This window comes from Microbacterium sp. TW_SC_2, from assembly GCF_055361165.1.
The window spans coordinates 1,496,143-1,514,882 of sequence record NZ_CM143952.1; the positions used below are offsets into that span (position 1 = coordinate 1,496,143).

Here is an 18,740-nt window from a genome sequence, read left to right on the forward strand (position 1 = left end):
CGATCAGCCGTGGCTGATCGTCGGGACGTGCGGCTCGGGCTGATGCCGCAGCCACAGCGTGGACAGCGCAGGCAGCGTGACGGTGGCGACCGCCGAGTCTCCCTCGGCGTGGGCGAACACCATCCCGAGGTTGCCTGAGCCGCGGCCCCCGTACTCACCGGCGTCGGAGTTCAGGATCTCCTGCCAGACGCCCTCGTGCGGGAGCGCGAGCCGGTAGCCCGCGTGCTCCATTCCGGCGAAATTGCTGATCACGACGACACGACCTCCGTGTGCGTCGCGACGCTCGAACGCGACGACGGTCGGATCCCAGCTCGGCCCTCCGAGCCGCGTGAACGACCCGCCGTCGTTGTCCCGCTCCCAGAGCGGCGCCTGCGCGCGATAAGTCTCGTTGAGCGCACCGACAAAGCTCTGCAGCTGGTGATGGGAGGGCTGCTCGAGCAGCCACCAGTCGATCTCGCGCCCTTCCGACCATTCCGCGAGCTGGCCGAACTCCTGGCCCATGAAGAGCAGCTTCTTGCCGGGATGCCCCCACATGTAGGCGAGGTAGGCGCGCATGTTGGCCAGCTTGTGCCAGTGGTCGCCGGGCATCTTGTTGATGAGACTGCCCTTGCCGTGCACGACCTCATCGTGGCTGATGGGCAGCAGGTAGTTCTCGCCGAAGGCGTACACGAATGAGAACGTCATCTCGCCTTCGTGGTGGGCGCGGTACATCGGGTCGCGCTCGATGTACTGCAGCGAGTCGTTCATCCAGCCCATGTTCCACTTGAAGCCGAAGCCCAGGCCCGCATGGCTGGTGGGTGCGGTGACCCCGGGGAAGCTGGTGGACTCCTCGGCGATCATCATGATGCCCGGGTGCAGGCGGTAGGCCGTGGCGTTGACCTCCTGGAGGAAGCGGATCGCCTCGAGGTTCTCCCGCCCGCCGTGGATGTTCGGCTCCCACTCGCCGGCATTGCGCGAGTAGTCGAGGTACAGCATCGACGCGACCGCGTCGACGCGCAGACCGTCGACGTGGAACTCGCTGAACCAGTACAACGCGTTGGCGACCAGGAAGTTGCGCACCTCCGGGCGTCCGTAGTCGAAGATCAGCGTTCCCCAGTCCTGGTGCTCGCCCCGGCGGGGGTCCGGGTGCTCGTAGAGCGGCTGTCCGTCGAACCGGGCGAGAGCGAAGGCGTCCTTGGGGAAGTGTCCGGGAACCCAGTCCATGATCACGCCGATGCCGGCCTGGTGGAGCCGGTCGATCAGGTAACGGAGGTCGTCCGGACTGCCGTAACGACTGGTGGGAGCGTAGTAGCCGCTCACCTGGTAGCCCCAGGACCCTCCGAAGGGGTGCTCGGCGAGCGGCATGAACTCGACGTGCGTGAAGCCGGTCTCCACGACGTGGGCGATCAGGGGGTCCGCGGCTTCCCGATACGTCAGGCCGCTCTTCCAGGAGCCGAGGTGGATCTCGTAGACGGACAGCGGCTGAGCGACCGCATGCGTCGCGGCGCGACGGGTCATCCAGGCCCCGTCCGCCCACTCGTGGGCACCCGCGGTGACGACAGAGGCGGTGTCCGGCGGCACTTCGGCGCCGAGCGCCATCGGGTCGGCCTTCATGATCCACGCACCCTCGTGCGTGCGGATCTGGTACTTGTAGCGCGTGCCCGGCGCGACGCCGGGGATGAACAACTCCCACAGTCCGCTGACGCCCATCGAGCGCATGGCGTGGAATTCGCCGTTCCACCCGTTGTGATCGCCGACGACACGCACAGCGGTCGCGTTCGGCGCCCAGACGGCGAAGGCGGTGCCCTCGTCTCCGTCCACGGTGCGCGGGTGTGCGCCGAGGACCTCCCAGAGCTGCTCGTGGCGCCCCTCGGCGATCAGGTGCACGTCGATGTCGCCGAGGGTCGGCAGGTGACGGTAGGGATCGCCGGTGACCGTCTCCTCCTCGTCGCCGTAGGCCGTCGCCAGACGGTAGGCGACGGGGGGGCCGTCGTGGCGAGCCTCCCAGATGCCGTGCGCGGCATGCGCGAGCTCGAGGCGCGTGCCGTCCTGGAAGAGCGCGGCGACGGTGGCGGCGAGTGGACGACGCGCACGGATCACGGTCTCGGTCCGTCCGGCGGCATTCGTCGACGGGTGGGCCCCCAGAACCGAGTGTGGGTCGTGGTGCGTTCCGGCGGCCACGGCTTCCCAGTCGGCCGATGCGGTGATGTCTTCGATGGAGCTCATGCTCGTTCCCTCACCTTCAAGATGTGCACCGGCTCGGCGAAGGCGTCGAGTCGGACGTAGTTGTGATCCGCCCAGGTCCAGACCTCTCCGGTGAGGAGGTCCTCCACCTGGAACGGGGTGCCGTTCGCGACACCCCACACGGTGCTGTCGAGGTGGACGGTCGTCTCGCGCACCGAATGCGGGTCGAGGTTCGCCACCACGATGATGGTGTCCGCCTGGCCGGTGCCGGTGAACGCGGCATCCAGGTGCTTGCTGTACACGAGCACGGCGTCGTCATCGCTCCAGTGGGCCCGGAAGTTCCGGAGTTGGCGCAGCGCGGGATGCGCGCGCCGGATCGTGTTCAGCTGACGCAGCAGGGGAGCGAGCGACTCCCCGCGTTCTTCCGCCCCCTCCCAGTCGCGGAACTTGTACTCGTACTTCTCGTTGTCGATGTTCTCCTCTGATCCGGGACGCGCGACGTTCTCGATCAACTCGTATCCGGCATAGACGCCGTACAGCGGCGCGGCGGTGGCCGCGATGCAGGCGCGGATGCGGTAAGCCGCACGCCCGCCGAACTGGAGATACTCCGTGAGGATGTCGTGTGTGTTCACGAAGAGATTCGGCCGCATGTAGTCGCTGGTCTCCTGCGACACCGAGGTCAGGAACTCCTCGAGCTCCGCCTTGGTGTTGCGCCACGTGAAGTAGCTGTAGCTCTGCTGGAACCCCACGGCGGCGAGGGAGCGCATCACGGCAGGGCGGGTGAATGCCTCAGCGAGGAAGATCACGTCGGGGTCCTGTGCGTTCACGGTCGCGATGAGCCACTCCCAGAACTGCAGCGGCTTGGTGTGCGGGTTGTCGACGCGGAAGATCTTCACGTCCTGGGCGACCCAGTGCTGGACGATCCGCAACATCTCGGCGTAGATGCCGGCAGGATCGTTGTCGAAGTTGATCGGATAGATGTCCTGGTACTTCTTCGGCGGGTTCTCCGCGTAGGCGATCGATCCGTCCGGGAGAGTCGTGAACCATTCGGGATGCTCGGCGACCCAGGGGTGGTCGGGAGAGGCCTGGAACGCGAGGTCCAGCGCGACCTCGAGTCCTTCCTTCTGCGCGGCGCGGACGAACGCGCGGAAGTCCTGAGCCGTGCCGAGCTCGGGGTGGATGGCATCATGGCCGCCGTCGGCGGAACCGATGGCGTACGGAGAACCCGGATCACCGGGTTCCGTCGTCAGGGTGTTGTTGCGCCCCTTGCGGTTGGTGGAGCCGATCGGGTGGATCGGCACGAGGTAGAGCACATCGAAGCCCATCGCCGCGACGCCGGGAAGGCGCTTCGCCGCGGTGCGGAAAGTCCCGCTCTTCACGCTGCCGTCCTTGAGGCGCCGGGCGCCCTCCGACCGGGGGAAGAACTCGTACCAGGCGGCGACTCCGGCTGCCGTCCTCTCGACGAGAAGCGATCGCGTCGTGTCCGCGGATCGCAGCGAGGTGACCGGTCGTTCGATGAAGATCCGGGCGAGTTCCGGGTCGAGCGAGAGCGCGAGGATCTCGTCGGCGTCGCCGCGCAGCAGCACAGCGGCATCGGCCTGCAGGCGCTTGCGCTGGGCCACCGGTCGATCCTTCTCCGCGGCGGCGCGGGTCAGCACCTCGGCGCCGAGCGCGCCCATCACCGGCACGTCGACGCCCGCAGCGACCTTGAGGGAGGCAGCGTGCGCCCACGTCGCGAAGTCGTCGGCGAACGCTTCGAAGCGATAGGCCCACGACCCCTGCTGATCGAGTGCGACCTCGACCGCCCAGCGGTCGGTGCCGTCGGCACGCGCCGTGAGGCGGTGCAGCGACTCCTCACCGGCGGGCGAGGTCAGTCGAAGCTGCACGCCGATAGCATCATGACCTTCGCGGAAGGCCACCACGCTGAACGGAACGACTTCGCCGACGAACGCCTTCGGATCGTAGCCCCCGGGAACGGCGGGTGTGCCGTCCAGGAGCGGGATGCGGCCCGCTCGCAGATCGGAGCGCCCCGTTTCGACGCCCAGGGGGCGCGTCGGGATCTGAGCGGAGCTCCGAAGAGCCGAGGACCGGGTACCACCACGTGCAGCCACACCCCGAATGTACCGGTCGCGAGCGGATGCCGAAAACGTCTTGACAGGGTGCGTCGGCACCCCTAGGTCATTCGACGCGGAAGAGATGCATCGACGTCCCCGGGATCGGCAGCACGTCGCCCGGTGCGTACACCTCGTGCTCGTCGGAGGGCCGATCGTCCGCGCTCGACCACAGGCGTACGAATCGTGCCGCGTCCTCGATCTCGATCGGCAGTCGCACATCGATCGGCGACTCGGTGCCGTGGACGATCAGGAGGATGCGATTGAAACTCTCGTTCTCCGGTGTCGAGGAGGCGACATACTGCAGCGTCCGACTGCTGGAGTCGTTCCACTGGGCACTCTCCATCGTCTCGCCGTTCTGGTCGTACCAGTCCATCACCGAGGCGTTGGGGATGTGCTCGCCGAGGCGGGCGTATCGGCTGGGGCGCAGCGCCGGATTCTCCGCGCGGAGACGGATGAGGCGAGTGACGTGGGCGCGGAGGTCGTCCTGCCATGGCTCGAACTCCCAGCTGAGCCACGTCAACGCCGAATCCTGCGCGTAGGCGTTGTTGTTGCCACGCTGGGTGCGTCCGACCTCGTCACCCGCCGTGAGCATCGGGATCCCGGCGGAGAGCAGCAGTGTGCCCAGCAGATTGCGCATGGCCTTGCGTCGCGCGGCGAGAACCGTGAGGTCGTCGGTGGGGCCCTCGACGCCGTGGTTGAAGGCACGATTGGTGTCGGCTCCGTCACGGTTCTGCTCGCCGTTCGCCTCGTTGTGCTTGATGTCGTACGACACGAGGTCGTGCAGGGTGAAGCCGTCGTGTGCGGTGACGAAGTTGACGCTCGCGAGCGGCCCGCGCTCATCGGCGAACGTGTTCGACGACCCTGCGAGTCGCGTGGCGAACCCGCCGATGCCCACCGGGGCGGAGGCGCGACGGGCGTAGTCGATGTCGCTCAACCAGAAGTTGCGGACGCGGTCGCGGTAGCGGTCGTTCCACTCGTGCCAGCCGGCGGGGAAGTTTCCGGTCTGCCAGCCGCCGAGGCCGACGTCCCACGGCTCCGCGATGAGCTTCGTGTCGCGCAGGATCGGGTCGTTCGCGATCGCGGTGAGCAGAGGATGTTCCGGCGTGTAGGTGTGGGCCTCGTCGCGGGCGAGGGCAGCCGCCAGGTCGAAGCGGAAGCCGTCGATCTGCATCTCCTGCGCCCAGTAGCGCAGCGAATCCAGCACGAGTCGAGCTCCGGCGTCGGTGGAGGTGTCGAGCGTGTTCCCGCAGCCCGTGGTGTCGATGTAGACGCCGGCGGCATCCTGGCGGTAGTAGCTCGCGTTGTCGATTCCCCGGAAGCTCGAGCGGGGTCCGCCGATGCCCTCTTCCGAGGTGTGGTTGTAGACGACGTCGAGGATCACCTCCAGACCGGCCTCGTGCAACAGCCGGACCATGCCCTTGAACTCGGCGAGGACCGTCTCCGGCCCCCCTTTTCGGGCATCCTCGGTCGCATAGGCGGTGTGCGGCGTGAAGAAGTTGAGCGTGTTGTAGCCCCAGTAGTTCGTGAGCCCCCGCTCCAGGAGCCGAGGTTCCGGGACGAACGCGTGCACCGGGAGGAGTTCGATCGAGGTGATGCCGAGGGAGTGGAAGTACTCGATCATGGCGGGATGGGCGAGGCCCGCGTAGGTCCCGTGCAGGGCGGGCGGGACGTCGGGGTGCCGCTTCGTCAGACCCTTGAGGTGGCCCTCGTAGATCACCGTGCGGTCGAGGGGGATGCGTGGCTTGGTCGACTCCCCCCAGTCGAAGCCGTCGACGATCACGACGCTGCGCCATTCCGCGTAGCCGTCTCCCTGCGCGAGGCCGCGGGCATAGGGGTCGAGCAGCATGGTCTCGGGATTGAAGAGGTTGCCGGGACCGTGTGGTCCTCCCGCCCGGATCGCATAGCGCGTGCCGGGCTGCAGCAGGGGAGTGGTGACCTCCCAGATGCCGCCGGGGAGCCGGACGAGGTCGACCTCGTCGGTCGCCCAGTCGAGGTCTGTCGCGTCGAAGATCACGAGTTCGACGGAGGATGCGTTCTGCGACCACACGCGGAGGGTGCCGACGCCGTCGTGAAGACGAACGCCGAGGTGGTCGAGGGCGGGACCGCCGGGCGCAGTGAAGTCTCGGGTCTCGGGCATGAATACACACTAGAGGGCGCCGCGCACCCGTCCCGACCGGCGGCTCTCCGCCCACCCCTGACCCGAGGGGTGGGAAATGAGGGAGCATGGAGGGATGCGGCACTATCTCGATCACGCGGCCACGACTCCGCTGCGCCCGGAAGCGCGTGACGCGTGGCTCGCGGCGTCCGAGACGATCGGCAATGCCTCGTCGACGCACGGCGCGGGCCAGGATGCCCGCCGTGTGCTGGAGGAGGCGCGGGAGCGCGTGGCCGCGGTGCTCGAATGCGATCCGATCGAGGTGGTGCTCACCTCCGGCGGCACCGAATCGATCAACCTGGCACTGCAGGGGCTGTGGAGTGCCAGGAGCGGGGGCACCGACGCGGTCGTGCTCCCGGATGCCGAGCATCACGCGACCATGGACACGGTCGCCGCTCTCGCCGACCACGGAGCCGTCGTGCGGGCGGTGCCGGTCACCGCGCACGCGAGGATCGATCCGACGACGTTCGCCGCGCACCTCCCGGGGGCGGCGCTGGCGACCGCACTGATGGCGAACAACGAGGTCGGGACGATCAACGACGCGGCTGCTCTCGCGGCTGCCGCGGCTGTCGCCGACGTCCCCCTGCACCTGGACGCCGTCGCGGCGCTCGGGCACGTGCCGGTGTCGTTCCGGAGGCTGCGCGCCGATGCGCCGGCGGGCCGGGGGCTCGTCGCCCTCAGCATCGCGGGGCACAAGATCGGGGCTCCCGTCGGCATCGGCGCCCTCGTGGTCGCACGCACGGCTCGGCTCGACGCCATCCTCCGCGGCGGGGCGCAGCAGCGGGGTCTGCGCGCCGGCACGCAGGATGTCCCCGGAGCGGTCGCGCTGGCGACAGCGCTGGAGCTCGCCGAGAGCGAGCGGGAGTCGGAGCACGCACGGCTCTCGCAGCTGCGGCGACGGCTCGTCGACGGCATCCGTGATCGGGTCCCTGCCGCCCTGCTCCTCGGCGACCCCGAGGACAGGCTCCCCGGCAACGCCCATCTGCTGTTCCCCGGGGCGGTGGGGGAGAGCCTGCTGTTCCTGCTCGACGTCGCGGGCGTCGCGGCATCGACGGGGTCGGCATGTCAGGCGGGCGTCGCGGAACCCTCGCATGTCGTGCGGGCGATGGGACGCGACGAGCTCGACGCGCGGAGCGTGCTCCGCCTCAGCCTGGGTCGCACCTCGACCGAGGCCGATGTCGACGCGGTGCTCGCGGCGATCGCCGAGGCGTATCGCCGTGCGTCCGGGCCCGGCACAGCTTCGCGCTCGTAGACTGGGTCCATGCGGATTCTGGCAGCGATGAGTGGTGGGGTGGACTCTGCCGTCGCCGCCGCCAGAGCCGTGGATGAGGGTCATGACGTCGTCGGCGTGCACCTCGCCCTCTCCCGGGCCGGAGGGACCCTGCGCACCGGAAGCCGCGGGTGCTGCACGATCGAGGACGCGATGGACGCCCGGCGGGCTTCCGACCGTCTCGGCATCCCCTTCTACGTCTGGGACTTCTCGGAGCGCTTCCGTGACGACGTGATCGACGACTTCGTGGCCGAGTACCAGGCCGGCCGCACGCCCAACCCCTGCATGCGCTGCAACGAGAAGATCAAGTTCGCCGCGCTGCTGGAGCGCGCGATCGAGCTCGGGTTCGATGCCGTGTGCACGGGCCACTACGCCACGCTGGTCGACGGACCGGGCGGCCTCGAGCTGCACCGTGCGGCGGACAACGCCAAGGACCAGTCCTACGTGCTCGGTGTGCTGACGGCCGAGCAGCTCGCGCACACCTACTTCCCCCTCGGCACGACCCCGTCGAAGGCGGTCGTGCGGGCGGAGGCGGCGGAACGTGGACTGACCGTGGCGCAGAAGCCGGACAGCCACGACATCTGCTTCATCTCCGACGGAGACACCCGCGGCTGGTTGGCCGACAAGGTCGGGAGCGCCACCGGCGAGATCGTGGATCGTGAGGGCGCGGTCGTCGGGTCTCACGAAGGTGCGCACGGTTTCACGGTGGGCCAGCGACGTGGCCTCAAGCTCGGAGTCCCGGCCGCCGACGGCAAGCCCCGTTTCGTGCTGGAGGTGCGCCCGATCTCCAACACGGTGGTCGTCGGGCCCAAGGAGGCCCTCGCGATCGGCGAGATCTCCGGTGCGCGCTTCAGCTGGGCGGGCGCCGCGCCGACCGACGAGGAGTTCGCCTGCGAGGTGCAGATCCGGGCGCACGCCGAGCCCGTGGCGGCGACCGCGTTCGTGTCCGCCGACGGCGTGCGCGTGGTGCCCGATCAGCCCCTCGACGGCGTCGCTCCCGGGCAGACCGCCGTGCTCTACATCGCGACGCGGGTGCTCGGTCAGTTCACGATCGATCGGACCGTCTCGGCGATTCCCGCCGGCGTCTGAACGATGCGTGCCCACGCCCCGCGTGCGTCGGCTGCGCCCTGACGATGTCGGCGCTCGCTCGTAGACTGGGCGGGTGCCGGAGAACATCTCGTTGGAAGACGCCCGAAGCGAAGCGGAGGCGCTGACCACGCGCATCCTCGAGGCGAAGGACGCGTACTACGGTCGCGACACGTCACTCGTCGACGACGCCACGTACGACGGGTGGATGCACCGGCTCGAGGAGATCGAGCGACTGCACCCCGAGCTGCAGGGGCAGGACTCGCCCACACAGATGGTCGGCGCTGCCGAAGCGACCGGGCTCGACACGATCGAGCACGCCGAGCGGATGCTGAGCCTCGACAACGTGTTCTCTCTCGAGGAGCTTCGGGAGTGGGCCGCGAAGACGCGCGCCTCCGCGGGCCGAGACGTGGCCTGGCTGACCGAGCTCAAGATCGACGGGCTCGCGATCAATCTCCGCTACGAGAACGGACGGCTCACCTCGGCGGCCACGCGCGGAGACGGGCGCGTCGGCGAGATCGTGACCGAGAACGCCCTGCGGTTGCCCGAGATCCCCGAGCATCTCGACGGCGAGGGGCATCCCGCGATCGTCGAGGTGCGCGGCGAGGTGTTCATCCCGGTCGCCGCCTTCGAACGACTCAATGCCGCGCAGGCCGCGTTCCGGGAGCGCGCGTACGCCGACGCGCTCGCCCGATGGGAGGCGCGCCGCGGCGCCAAGCGGCCGTTCGACGAGGACAAGGCGCGGACGGCGGCCGCCCGACGCTTCCCCTCGTTCGCGAACCCGCGCAACGCCGCCAGCGGTGGGCTTCGCCAACAGATCGACAAGAAGGACGGCCTCGAACTCGAGGCCGGGCTGCTGCGCATCGAATCGCTCGCCCTGTATGTGCACGGTGTCGGGGCGTGGGAGAACCCTCCCGTCGCGGCGCAGAGCGAGGTCTACGACCTCCTCTCGCGCTGGGGCCTGCCCACGAGTCCGCACACCCGGGTGTGTCACGGCATCGACGAGGTCGCCGCGTTCGTGGAGCACTACGGCGAGCACCGACACGATGTGGAGCACGAACTCGACGGCATCGTGGTGAAGGTCGATGAACTCGCCCTGCACGATGAGCTGGGTGCGACGAGCCGCGCTCCGAGGTGGGCCATCGCGTACAAGTACCCGCCCGAGGAGGTGCAGACCACCCTGCTCGACATCGTCGTCTCCGTCGGCCGCACCGGGCGTGCCACGCCCTTCGCCGTGATGGCGCCCGCTCAGGTCGCCGGCTCCGTGGTGCGTCAGGCCACCCTGCACAACAAGGACGTGGTCAAGGCCAAGGGCGTGCTGATCGGGGACACGGTGGTGCTCCGCAAGGCGGGGGATGTCATCCCCGAGGTGCTCGGCCCGGTCGTCGAACGTCGTGACGGCACGGAGCGGGAGTTCGTGATGCCGGCCGAGTGCCCTGAGTGCGGAACCCCGCTTCGGTCGATGAAGGAGGGCGACATCGACCTCCGCTGCCCGAACGCCCGCTCATGCCCGGCCCAGGTGCGCGGACGCGTCGAGCACATCGGTTCGCGCGGCGCGCTCGACGTCGAGGCGCTCGGCGAGGTCACGGCAGCGGCACTGACGCAGCCGACGACGCCCGAGGTGCCGCCGCTCGTGACCGAGGCCGAGCTGTTCGCGCTGACCATCGAGCAGCTGGTGCCGATCGAGCTCGTCGTGCGCGATGCCGAGACGGGTCTTCCCAAGGAGGATGAGGACGGGCTCGTCAAGACCCGGGCGCCGTTCCGCCGCAACCCGACCGCCGCTGAGAAGAAGAAGGGGCTCACGGGGCCGCAGCCGTCGGCCCAGGCGCTGACGTTGGTGGCCGAGCTCGAGAAGGCCAAGACCAAGGAGCTCTGGCGTCTCTTGGTGTCGCTGAACATCCGCCACGTCGGTCCGGTCGCGGCTCGCGCCCTGGCCCAGTGGTTCGGGTCGCTCGACGCGATCAGGGCGGCGTCGCGTGACGAGTTGGCAGCGGTCGAAGGCGTCGGCGGGATCATCGCGGACTCCCTGCTCGACTGGTTCGATGTGGACTGGCATCAGGAGATCGTGCAGGCGTGGGCGGAGGCCGGCGTCCAGTGGACGACGCCGGGGCATCCCGGACCCGGCGCCGCTGTCGTCGAGGGCGGTGTCCTCGACGGGATCACCGTCGTCGCGACCGGTTCTCTCGACGGGTACACACGAGACGGAGCGCAGGAAGCGATCATCCGGGCCGGCGGGAAGGCCGCGTCGAGCGTCTCGAAGAAGACGGATTTCGTCGCCGCCGGCCCCGGCGCCGGCTCGAAGCTCGCGAAGGCGGAGGAACTGGGTGTGCGGATCCTCGACGCTGCGCAGTTCCACACGCTCGTGACCGAGGGACCGAGTGCACTCGACCCCGCGGCCGCGTCCGACGAGTCGTGAAGCGGTACGGTCCGCTGATCGCGGTGCCGAACGCCCTCGCGGTGGGTGATCCCGGCAGGAACCATGTGCGGCTCACGCCGGACGTCGTGATTCTGCGTGATGGCGCCGAGAGCCGAGGGATGGTGGCCTGGGAGGAGCTCGAAGCGATCGTTCTCGACGTGCCGACGACACGATTCCGGCTGCCCGGTCTGGTCGGCACGGTCGCTCTCGGGGCACTGACGGCGATCATGCTGTCCGATCCGGGCGTCGACCCGGAAGACGGTTTCGTGACGCTGACGGTGGACGGCGAGTCGCTCACGCTGCCGTTGAGTCGGCACCACGTGGGCGGATACTGGGCGCCGACTGTGACCGGGGCCCACCGGCTGCTCGCGCACCTGATCGAGAACCCCGGTCAGCGCGCTCTGCTCGCTCATCCGGAGCCGTTGATCGACATCGCCGCGCAGCTCGCCCGCGGAGAAGCCTAGGCGGCGTCAGGCCGTGTACGCAGAAGAGCGGGCCACGTCGTACGACGTGGCCCGCTCTTCTGCTCTTCGGCGCTCAGCCCTTGTGGCGGGGCTTCCGGAAGGGCTTGTCGTCGCGGTCCGCGTATGCCGGCCGTTCGTCGCGATCACGACGCTCGTAGCCGGAATCGCGGCCACCATCGCGCGGCCCGCTCGGACGACGCCCGGCGGGTCCACGGTCCGGCTTGATCTCGATGAGACGCCCGGAGATGCGGGTGTCGCGGAGCTTGTCGAGCACAGCCGGGCTGAGGTTCGACGGCAGCTCGACGGTCGAGAAGTCGGGCCGGATGTTGATCACGCCGAAATCGTCACGGCCGAGGCCGCCTTCGTTCGCGAGTGCTCCCACGATCTGGCGGGGCTCGACCCGGTGACGGCGACCCACCTCGATGCGGTAGGCGGTGTAGTCGCCGCGGCTGCGACGCTCGGTCCGCGGTTCGCGGGGCTCGCGCGTGCCGGTGCCGCGTTCGCGCGGCGGGCGGTTGTCCGCTTCGACGGCCTTGAGCAGCGGGTCGTCGGCCGCATCCAGCAGCAGCGGGGTGTCACCCTGCGAGACGATCGCGAGTGCTGCGGCGACGTCGGCCTCGGGCACATCGTGATTGCGCACGTAGTGGGAGATCACGTCGCGGAACTTCTCGATCCGTGCCGTGTCGCCCAGCGCTGCGGTGATCGCGTCGTCGAAGCGGGCGAGCCGCGTCGTGTTGACGTCGTCCATGCTCGGAAGCTGCATCTGCGTCGGCTGCTGACGCGTCGCCTTCTCGATGTGCTTGAGCAGGTAGCGCTCGCGCGGCGTGATGAAGCTGATCGCGTCACCCGTGCGGCCGGCGCGGCCCGTGCGGCCGATGCGGTGCACGTACGACTCGGTGTCGGTCGGGATGTCGAAGTTGATGACGTGGCTGATGCGCTCGACGTCGAGGCCGCGAGCCGCGACATCCGTGGCGACCAGGATGTCGAGCTTGCCGGCCTTGAGCTGGTTCACGCTCCGCTCGCGCTGCACCTGCGCGACATCGCCGTTGATCGCCGTGGCCGAGTAGCCGCGCGCACGCAGCTTCTCGGCGAGCGTCTCGGTCTCGTTCTTGGTGCGGACGAACACGATCATGCCGTCGAAGTTCTCGACCTCGAGGATGCGCGTCAGGGCGTCGACCTTCTGGGCATACGACACCACGAGATAGCGCTGGGTGATGTTGGTGCCCGTCGCGGTCTTCGACTTGATGCTGATCTCTTCGGGATCGCGCAGGTACTTCTGGGCGAGGCGGCGGATCTGCGGGGGCATGGTCGCCGAGAACAGGGCGACCTGCTTCTCCGCAGGAGTCTGCGCGAGGATCTGCTCCACGTCCTCCGCGAAGCCCATCTTCAGCATCTCGTCAGCCTCGTCGAGCACGAGGTACTGCAGCTCCGACAGGTCGAGGGTCCCCTTGGCGAGGTGGTCCATGATGCGGCCGGGGGTTCCGACGATCACGTGCACGCCGCGACGGAGGGCGGACAGCTGCACGCCGTAGCCCTGGCCGCCGTAGACGGGGAGCACATGCACGCCCTTCATCTTCGACGCGTACGACTCGAAGGCCTCGCAGACCTGGAGCGCGAGCTCGCGCGTCGGTGCCAGCACGAGTGCCTGTGGCGACTTCTGCGACACGTCGAGGCGCTCGAGGACAGGAAGAGCGAAGGCCGCGGTCTTGCCGGTTCCGGTCTGCGCCATGCCGACGACATCGCGGCCGGCCAGCAACGTCGGGATCGTGGCGGCTTGAATGGGGGAAGGGGTCTCGTATCCGAGATCGCGGATCGCCTTGAGGACGGGCCCGGTGATGCCGAGCTCCTCGAATCCGGGGGTCGCGGGGGAGTCCTCGGGGGCGTCGGTCAGTACTGCATCTTCAGGAGTCACTGACCAAGGGTAGCGCCCCGGCCTGCTCCGCGCCTGTGAGGGCGCGCTCACGAACCGGTCGTGAGGGCGAGAAGCTTCTCCTTGACCTGCCTTCGCAGCACTTTCCCGATCAGGGACTTCGGCAACTCGTCGACGACGAAGATGCGTCGGGGCACCTTGTACGGGGTCAGGATGCTGCGGGCGAACTCCCGGATCGCCTCCACGTCCACGTCGGCCGTGCCGTCGACGACGACGGCCGCGACGACTTCTTCGCCGGAGTGGCCGCTCGGCAGTCCGACGACCGCGGCGTCCGACACCTGGGGATGCTGGCGCAGCACGCTCTCGACCTCGGTCGGGGCGACGTTGAAGCCGCCCGTGATGATGAGCTCCTTGATGCGGTCGACGATGCGGACGAAGCCGGCGTCGTCGATCGTCACGATGTCTCCGGTGCGGAACCAGCCGTCGACGAAGACCGCCTCGGTCTCCTCCGGCTTGCCGTAGTACCCGCCGAACACCTGGGGGCCGCGCACGAGCAGCTCGCCCGGAGAGCCTTCGGGGACGTCCTGTGTGGGGTTCTCCGGGTCGACCACCCGGCATTCCGTGCCCGGGATCGGCAGCCCGACGGTGCCGGGCACCCGGTTCTCGGCCACCGGATTCGCCATCAGCACGGGAGAGCACTCGCTCAGCCCGTATCCCTCGACGAGGTAGCCGTGGGTCGCGGCCTCGAACGGCACCACGAGCTCGTGCGGCAGCGCCATGGCGCCGGAGATCGCGACCTCGACGCCGTCGAGCGAGATCCCGCGGGCGGTCGCCGCGGACAGCAGACGGTCGGCGATCGGCGGCACGAGGGGCAGGAACGTCGCCGGGTGCTTCTTCATCACCGCGAGCACGAGATCCGGATCGAATTTGGGGAAGAGCACCAGGCGCGCGCCCATCGACATCGCGAAGGTGAGGCACAGCGTGAGTCCGTAGGCGTGGAACATCGGTAGCACGGCGTAGACGACGCAGCCGTCGCCGCGGCGGATCGAGGGCACCCACGCCTGCGCCTGTGCGGCGTTGGACAGGAGGTTCCGGTGGGTCAAGGCTGCCCCCTTCGGGGTTCCCGTCGTACCGGAGGTGTACTGGATGATCGCGAGGTCGTCGGTCGCCGGCGCGGGGTGGGAGCCGGGAAGCGGAGTCGAGGACATCAGCGCTTCCCAGGTGACCGTGCCGCGGACCTTCTCGGTGAGCGCGGCGCGGGAGGCACGGGCCTTCGCCACCGGCAGGCGCAGCGCCACGCGCGTGAGGAGCGGCATGGCGCGGGTGATGTCGACCGAGACGAGCGATGAGACCGTGAGATCCGCCGGGAACTCCTGCACGGTCGGCACGACCTTGTTCCAGACGATCGCGTGCTGCGCTCCGTGGTCCTCGAACTGCTTGCGCAGCTCGCGCGGCGTGTACAGCGGATTGTGCTCGACCACCACGGCACCGAGCCGGAGCACGGCGTAGAACGCGATGATGTGCTGCGGGCAGTTCGGCAGCACGATCGCCACGGGGTCGCCCGCCCGCACACCCAGGTCACGGAGTCCGGAAGCCGCGCGCTCGATCGCCTCCTGCAGTTCGGCGTAGGTCGTCTCCCATTCGAAGAACTGAAGAGCAGGGGCATCCGGGTAGTCCCTGGCCGAAGCGGCGACGATGTCGATCAGTGATCCGGAGACGGGGGCGAGGTCTTCCGGGACACCGGCGGCGTAGCTGGCGACCCACGGACGAGGAGGCTGGAAGGCGGTCACGTGCCCCAGCATAGGCCGCGCCCTCCCGCGCGGACGACGGGGCGACCGAGCGCTCCAACTAGACTTGCTGCGTGTCTGAAATCACCCCTGATCTAGTACGTCATCTCGGCGTGCTCGCGCGCATCCAGCTGAACGACGACGAGGTGTCGCGGCTCACGGGCCAGCTCGACGCCATCGTCGACAACATCGCGAAGGTGTCCGAGGTCGCCACTGACGACATCGTCGCGACGAGTCATCCGATCCCGCTGAGCAACGTCTTCCGCCCCGACGAGGTCGGCGAGACCCTCACGCACGAGCAGGTGCTCCAGAACGCGCCGGATGCCGCCGACGGGCGTTTCCGCGTGACCGCGATCCTGGGAGAAGAGCAGTGAGCGACATCATCCGACTGACCGCGGCGGAACTCGCCGCGAAGCTCGAGTCCCGCGAGATCTCGAGCGTCGAGGCGACCAGGGCGCACCTCGACCGCATCGCCGCCGTGGACGGCGACGTGCACGCGTTCCTCCACGTCAACGAACGTGCGCTCGACGCCGCAGCGGCGGTCGACGCGCAGCGCGCGGCGGGAGACGAGCTCGGCCCCATCGCCGGCGTCCCGCTCGCGATCAAGGACGTGCTGGTCACCCACGACCAGCCCACCACCAGCGGCTCCCGCATCCTCGAGGGCTATCTCTCGCCGTACGACGCCACGGTCGTGGCACGGTCTCGGGCGGCCGGCCTGATCCCGCTCGGCAAGACCAACATGGACGAGTTCGCCATGGGCTCCTCGACCGAGCACTCCGCCTACGGTCCGACGCGCAACCCGTGGGATCTCGACCGCATCCCCGGTGGCTCCGGTGGGGGGTCCGCCGCGGCCGTCGCCGCGTTCGAGGCGCCGCTGGCCCTCGGATCCGACACGGGTGGATCGATCCGTCAGCCCGCGCACGTGACCGGCACGGTCGGCGTGAAGCCGACCTACGGGGGCGTCAGCCGCTACGGAGCGATCGCCCTCGCCTCGAGCCTCGACCAGGTCGGTCCCGTCACGCGCACCGTCCTCGATGCCGGGCTGCTGCACGACGCGATCGGCGGACACGACCCGAAGGACTCCACGTCGCTCCGCGATGAGTGGCCCTCGTTCGCCGAGGCCGCCCGCGAGGGCGCACGCGGCGATGTCCTGAAGGGCCTCAAGGTCGGCGTCATCCGCGAGCTGCCCGACAGCGGCTTCCAGGCGGGCGTCGCGGAATCCTTCCGGGCTTCCCTCGCCCTGATGCAGGCCCAGGGCGCCGAGATCGTCGAGATCGATGCGCCGCACTTCGAATACGGCGTCGCCGCGTACTACCTGATCCTCCCGGCCGAGGCGTCCAGCAACCTCGCCAAGTTCGACTCGGTCCGCTTCGGCCTGCGGGTGACGCCGGACGGCAACCCGACGGTCGAGGATGTGATGTCGGCGACGCGTGACGCGGGCTTCGGCGACGAGGTCAAGCGCCGCATCATCCTCGGCACCTACGCGCTGTCGGCGGGGTACTACGACGCCTACTACGGCAGCGCGCAGAAGGTCCGCACGCTGATCCAGCAGGACTTCGCCCGGGCCTTCGCCGATGTCGACGTGATCGCCACGCCGACCGCGCCCACCACGGCCTTCAAGATCGGCGAGAAGATCGACGACCCGCTGCAGATGTACCTCAACGACATCACCACGATTCCCGCCAACCTCGCCGGGGTGCCCGGTATCTCCATTCCGAGCGGTCTGGCGGCGGAGGACGGGCTGCCCGTCGGAATCCAGTTCCTCGCCCCGGCGCGGGAGGACGCACGCCTGTACCGCGTGGGAGCCGCCCTCGAGACGCTTCTCGTCGACTCCTGGGGAGCGCCACTGCTCACCCGGGCACCGCAGCTCGCAGGAGGGAACCGCTGATGGCTGCCGCAAAGCTCATGGACTTCGACAAGGCGCTCGAGCTGTACGAACCGGTCCTCGGTTTCGAGGTGCACGTCGAGCTGAACACGAACACGAAGATGTTCTCCGACGCGCCGAACCCGGCGAACGAGAAGTACCACGCCGCGGCGCCGAACACGCTGATCGCGCCGGTCGACCTCGGCCTCCCCGGCGCCCTGCCGGTGGTGAACGAGACCGCCATCCGCTCGTCGATCAGCTTGGGCCTCGCGCTCGGCTGCTCGATCGCCCCGTCCAGCCGTTTCGCGCGGAAGAACTACTTCTACCCGGATCTGGGCAAGAACTATCAGATCTCCCAGTTCGACGAGCCGATCGCGTTCGAGGGCTCCGTCGAGGTGGAGCTCGAGGACGGGACGGTCGTCACGATCCCCATCGAGCGCGCGCACATGGAGGAAGACGCCGGCAAGCTCACCCACATGGGGGGCGCGACGGGCCGCATCCAGGGCGCGGAGTACTCGCTCGTCGACTACAACCGTGCCGGTGTGCCGTTGGTCGAGATCGTCACCAAGATCATCTACGGCACGGAGCACCGGGCCCCGGAGGTGGCCAAGGCGTACGTCGCGACCATCCGCGACATCGTCCGCGGCCTCGGCATCTCCGAGGCACGTCTCGAGCGCGGCAACCTGCGGTGCGACGCGAACGTCTCGCTGCGTCCGCGCGGCTCGGAGAAGCTGGGAACCCGTACCGAGACGAAGAACGTCAACTCGATGCGGTCGGTCGAACGCGCGGTCCGCTACGAGATCCAGCGCCAGGCGCAGATCCTCGCGGACGGCGGCACGATCACGCAGGAGACACGGCACTGGCATGAGGACACCGGCACGACCTCGCCCGGGCGCCCGAAGTCCGATGCCGATGACTACCGGTACTTCCCGGAGCCCGATCTTCTCCCTGTCGAGCCCGCGCAGGAGCTGATCGAGGAACTGCGCGCCGCGCTTCCCGAGCAGCCCGTCGCGCGTCGCCGCCGTCTGATGACGGAGTGGGGCTTCACGGATCTGGAGTTCCAGGACGTGCGCAACGGCGGCATCCTCGATTCCGTCGAGGCGACGATCGCCGCCGGAGCGACCCCGGCCTCTGCGCGCAAGTGGTGGACCGGCGAGATCGCTCGACTGGCCAACGCCCAGGAGCGCGATGCGGCTGAGCTGATCGCGCCGGCCGACGTCGCCGCCCTGCAGAAGCTGGTCGAGGCGGGAACGCTCACCGACAAGCTCGCCCGTCAGGTCCTCGAGGGCGTCATCGCCGGCGAGGGCACACCGCAGGAGGTCGTGGACTCTCGCGGTCTCGCCGTGGTGTCGGATGACGGCGCGCTGATTGCGGCGATCGATGACGCGTTCGCGGCGCAGCCGGACGTGCTGGCGAAGATCAAGGACGGCAAGGTCCAGGCCGCGGGCGCCGTGATCGGCGCGGTCATGAAGGCCATGAAGGGCCAGGCCGACGCCGCTCGCGTGCGCGAACTGATCCTCGAGCGCGCCGCGCAGTAATCCCGAGCCCCGG

Annotated in this window: 12 protein-coding genes; 7 read left to right on the forward strand and 5 right to left on the reverse strand. The window is 69.1% G+C overall.

All coding sequences use genetic code 11. From position 1 onward, the window contains the following. Positions 1 to 3 precede the first annotated feature (3 nt). From glgB to glgX, 3 genes are all read right to left on the reverse strand, one after another. Positions 4 to 2,205 carry a 1,4-alpha-glucan branching protein GlgB gene (glgB, locus tag ACWA14_RS07020; protein WP_463797120.1) on the reverse strand — a complete coding sequence of 734 codons (2,202 nt, stop codon included), beginning with the start codon at positions 2,203 to 2,205 and terminating at the stop codon, positions 4 to 6. Beyond that, positions 2,202 to 4,274, reverse strand: a complete 2,073-nt coding sequence (locus ACWA14_RS07025) for an alpha-1,4-glucan--maltose-1-phosphate maltosyltransferase (protein ID WP_463797122.1) — start codon at positions 4,272 to 4,274, stop codon at positions 2,202 to 2,204. The genes glgB and ACWA14_RS07025 overlap by 4 nt, the downstream gene beginning before the upstream one ends. A 67-nt stretch (positions 4,275 to 4,341) precedes the next feature. Further along, the gene (glgX, locus tag ACWA14_RS07030) at positions 4,342 to 6,414 is read right to left on the reverse strand and encodes a glycogen debranching protein GlgX (protein ID WP_463797123.1); all 2,073 of its coding nucleotides are present in this window, start codon (positions 6,412 to 6,414) and stop codon (positions 4,342 to 4,344) included. A gap of 94 nt (positions 6,415 to 6,508) precedes the next feature. On the opposite strand from glgX, the gene ACWA14_RS07035 reads away from it, so the two are divergent. The 4 genes from ACWA14_RS07035 to ACWA14_RS07050 all read left to right on the forward strand — a co-directional run bounded on the left by ACWA14_RS07035 (position 6,509) and on the right by ACWA14_RS07050 (position 11,668). Continuing rightward, positions 6,509 to 7,684 carry a cysteine desulfurase family protein gene (locus ACWA14_RS07035; protein WP_463797385.1) on the forward strand — a complete coding sequence of 392 codons (1,176 nt, stop codon included), beginning with the start codon at positions 6,509 to 6,511 and terminating at the stop codon, positions 7,682 to 7,684. A 9-nt stretch (positions 7,685 to 7,693) separates the two neighbouring features. Next, entirely contained in the window at positions 7,694 to 8,791 is a 1,098-nt protein-coding gene (gene mnmA / locus ACWA14_RS07040; RefSeq protein ID WP_463797125.1) for a tRNA 2-thiouridine(34) synthase MnmA, read from the forward strand. Between the two features lie 73 nt (positions 8,792 to 8,864). Further along, positions 8,865 to 11,204 (forward strand): NAD-dependent DNA ligase LigA, encoded by a 2,340-nt coding sequence (gene ligA, locus ACWA14_RS07045; RefSeq protein WP_463797126.1) that lies wholly within the window; start codon positions 8,865 to 8,867, stop codon positions 11,202 to 11,204. Next, positions 11,201 to 11,668 carry a hypothetical protein gene (locus ACWA14_RS07050; protein WP_463797127.1) on the forward strand — a complete coding sequence of 156 codons (468 nt, stop codon included), beginning with the start codon at positions 11,201 to 11,203 and terminating at the stop codon, positions 11,666 to 11,668. Before ligA ends, ACWA14_RS07050 begins: the two co-directional genes overlap by 4 nt. Positions 11,669 to 11,741: 73 nt before the next feature. Here ACWA14_RS07050 and ACWA14_RS07055 read toward each other — a convergent pair whose 3' ends face one another. Then, a complete protein-coding gene (locus ACWA14_RS07055; protein ID WP_463797129.1) occupies positions 11,742 to 13,580 on the reverse strand; it encodes a DEAD/DEAH box helicase in 1,839 nt (612 codons plus the stop codon). Positions 13,581 to 13,627: 47 nt separating this feature from the next. Further along, positions 13,628 to 15,328, reverse strand: a complete 1,701-nt coding sequence (locus ACWA14_RS07060) for a long-chain-fatty-acid--CoA ligase (protein ID WP_463797130.1) — start codon at positions 15,326 to 15,328, stop codon at positions 13,628 to 13,630. 71 nt (positions 15,329 to 15,399) lie between these two features. On the opposite strand from ACWA14_RS07060, the gene gatC reads away from it, so the two are divergent. From gatC to gatB, 3 genes are read left to right on the forward strand one after another with little or no spacing between them, the layout of a single operon-like run. Further along, positions 15,400 to 15,699 carry an Asp-tRNA(Asn)/Glu-tRNA(Gln) amidotransferase subunit GatC gene (gatC, locus tag ACWA14_RS07065; RefSeq protein ID WP_463797131.1) on the forward strand — a complete coding sequence of 100 codons (300 nt, stop codon included), beginning with the start codon at positions 15,400 to 15,402 and terminating at the stop codon, positions 15,697 to 15,699. Then, complete coding sequence (gene gatA, locus ACWA14_RS07070) at positions 15,696 to 17,213, forward strand: Asp-tRNA(Asn)/Glu-tRNA(Gln) amidotransferase subunit GatA (RefSeq protein ID WP_463797132.1); 1,518 nt, start codon at positions 15,696 to 15,698, stop codon at positions 17,211 to 17,213. The genes gatC and gatA overlap by 4 nt, the downstream gene beginning before the upstream one ends. Further along, the gene (gatB, locus tag ACWA14_RS07075) at positions 17,213 to 18,727 is read left to right on the forward strand and encodes an Asp-tRNA(Asn)/Glu-tRNA(Gln) amidotransferase subunit GatB (RefSeq protein WP_463797134.1); all 1,515 of its coding nucleotides are present in this window, start codon (positions 17,213 to 17,215) and stop codon (positions 18,725 to 18,727) included. Before gatA ends, gatB begins: the two co-directional genes overlap by 1 nt. Positions 18,728 to 18,740 lie beyond the last annotated feature (13 nt).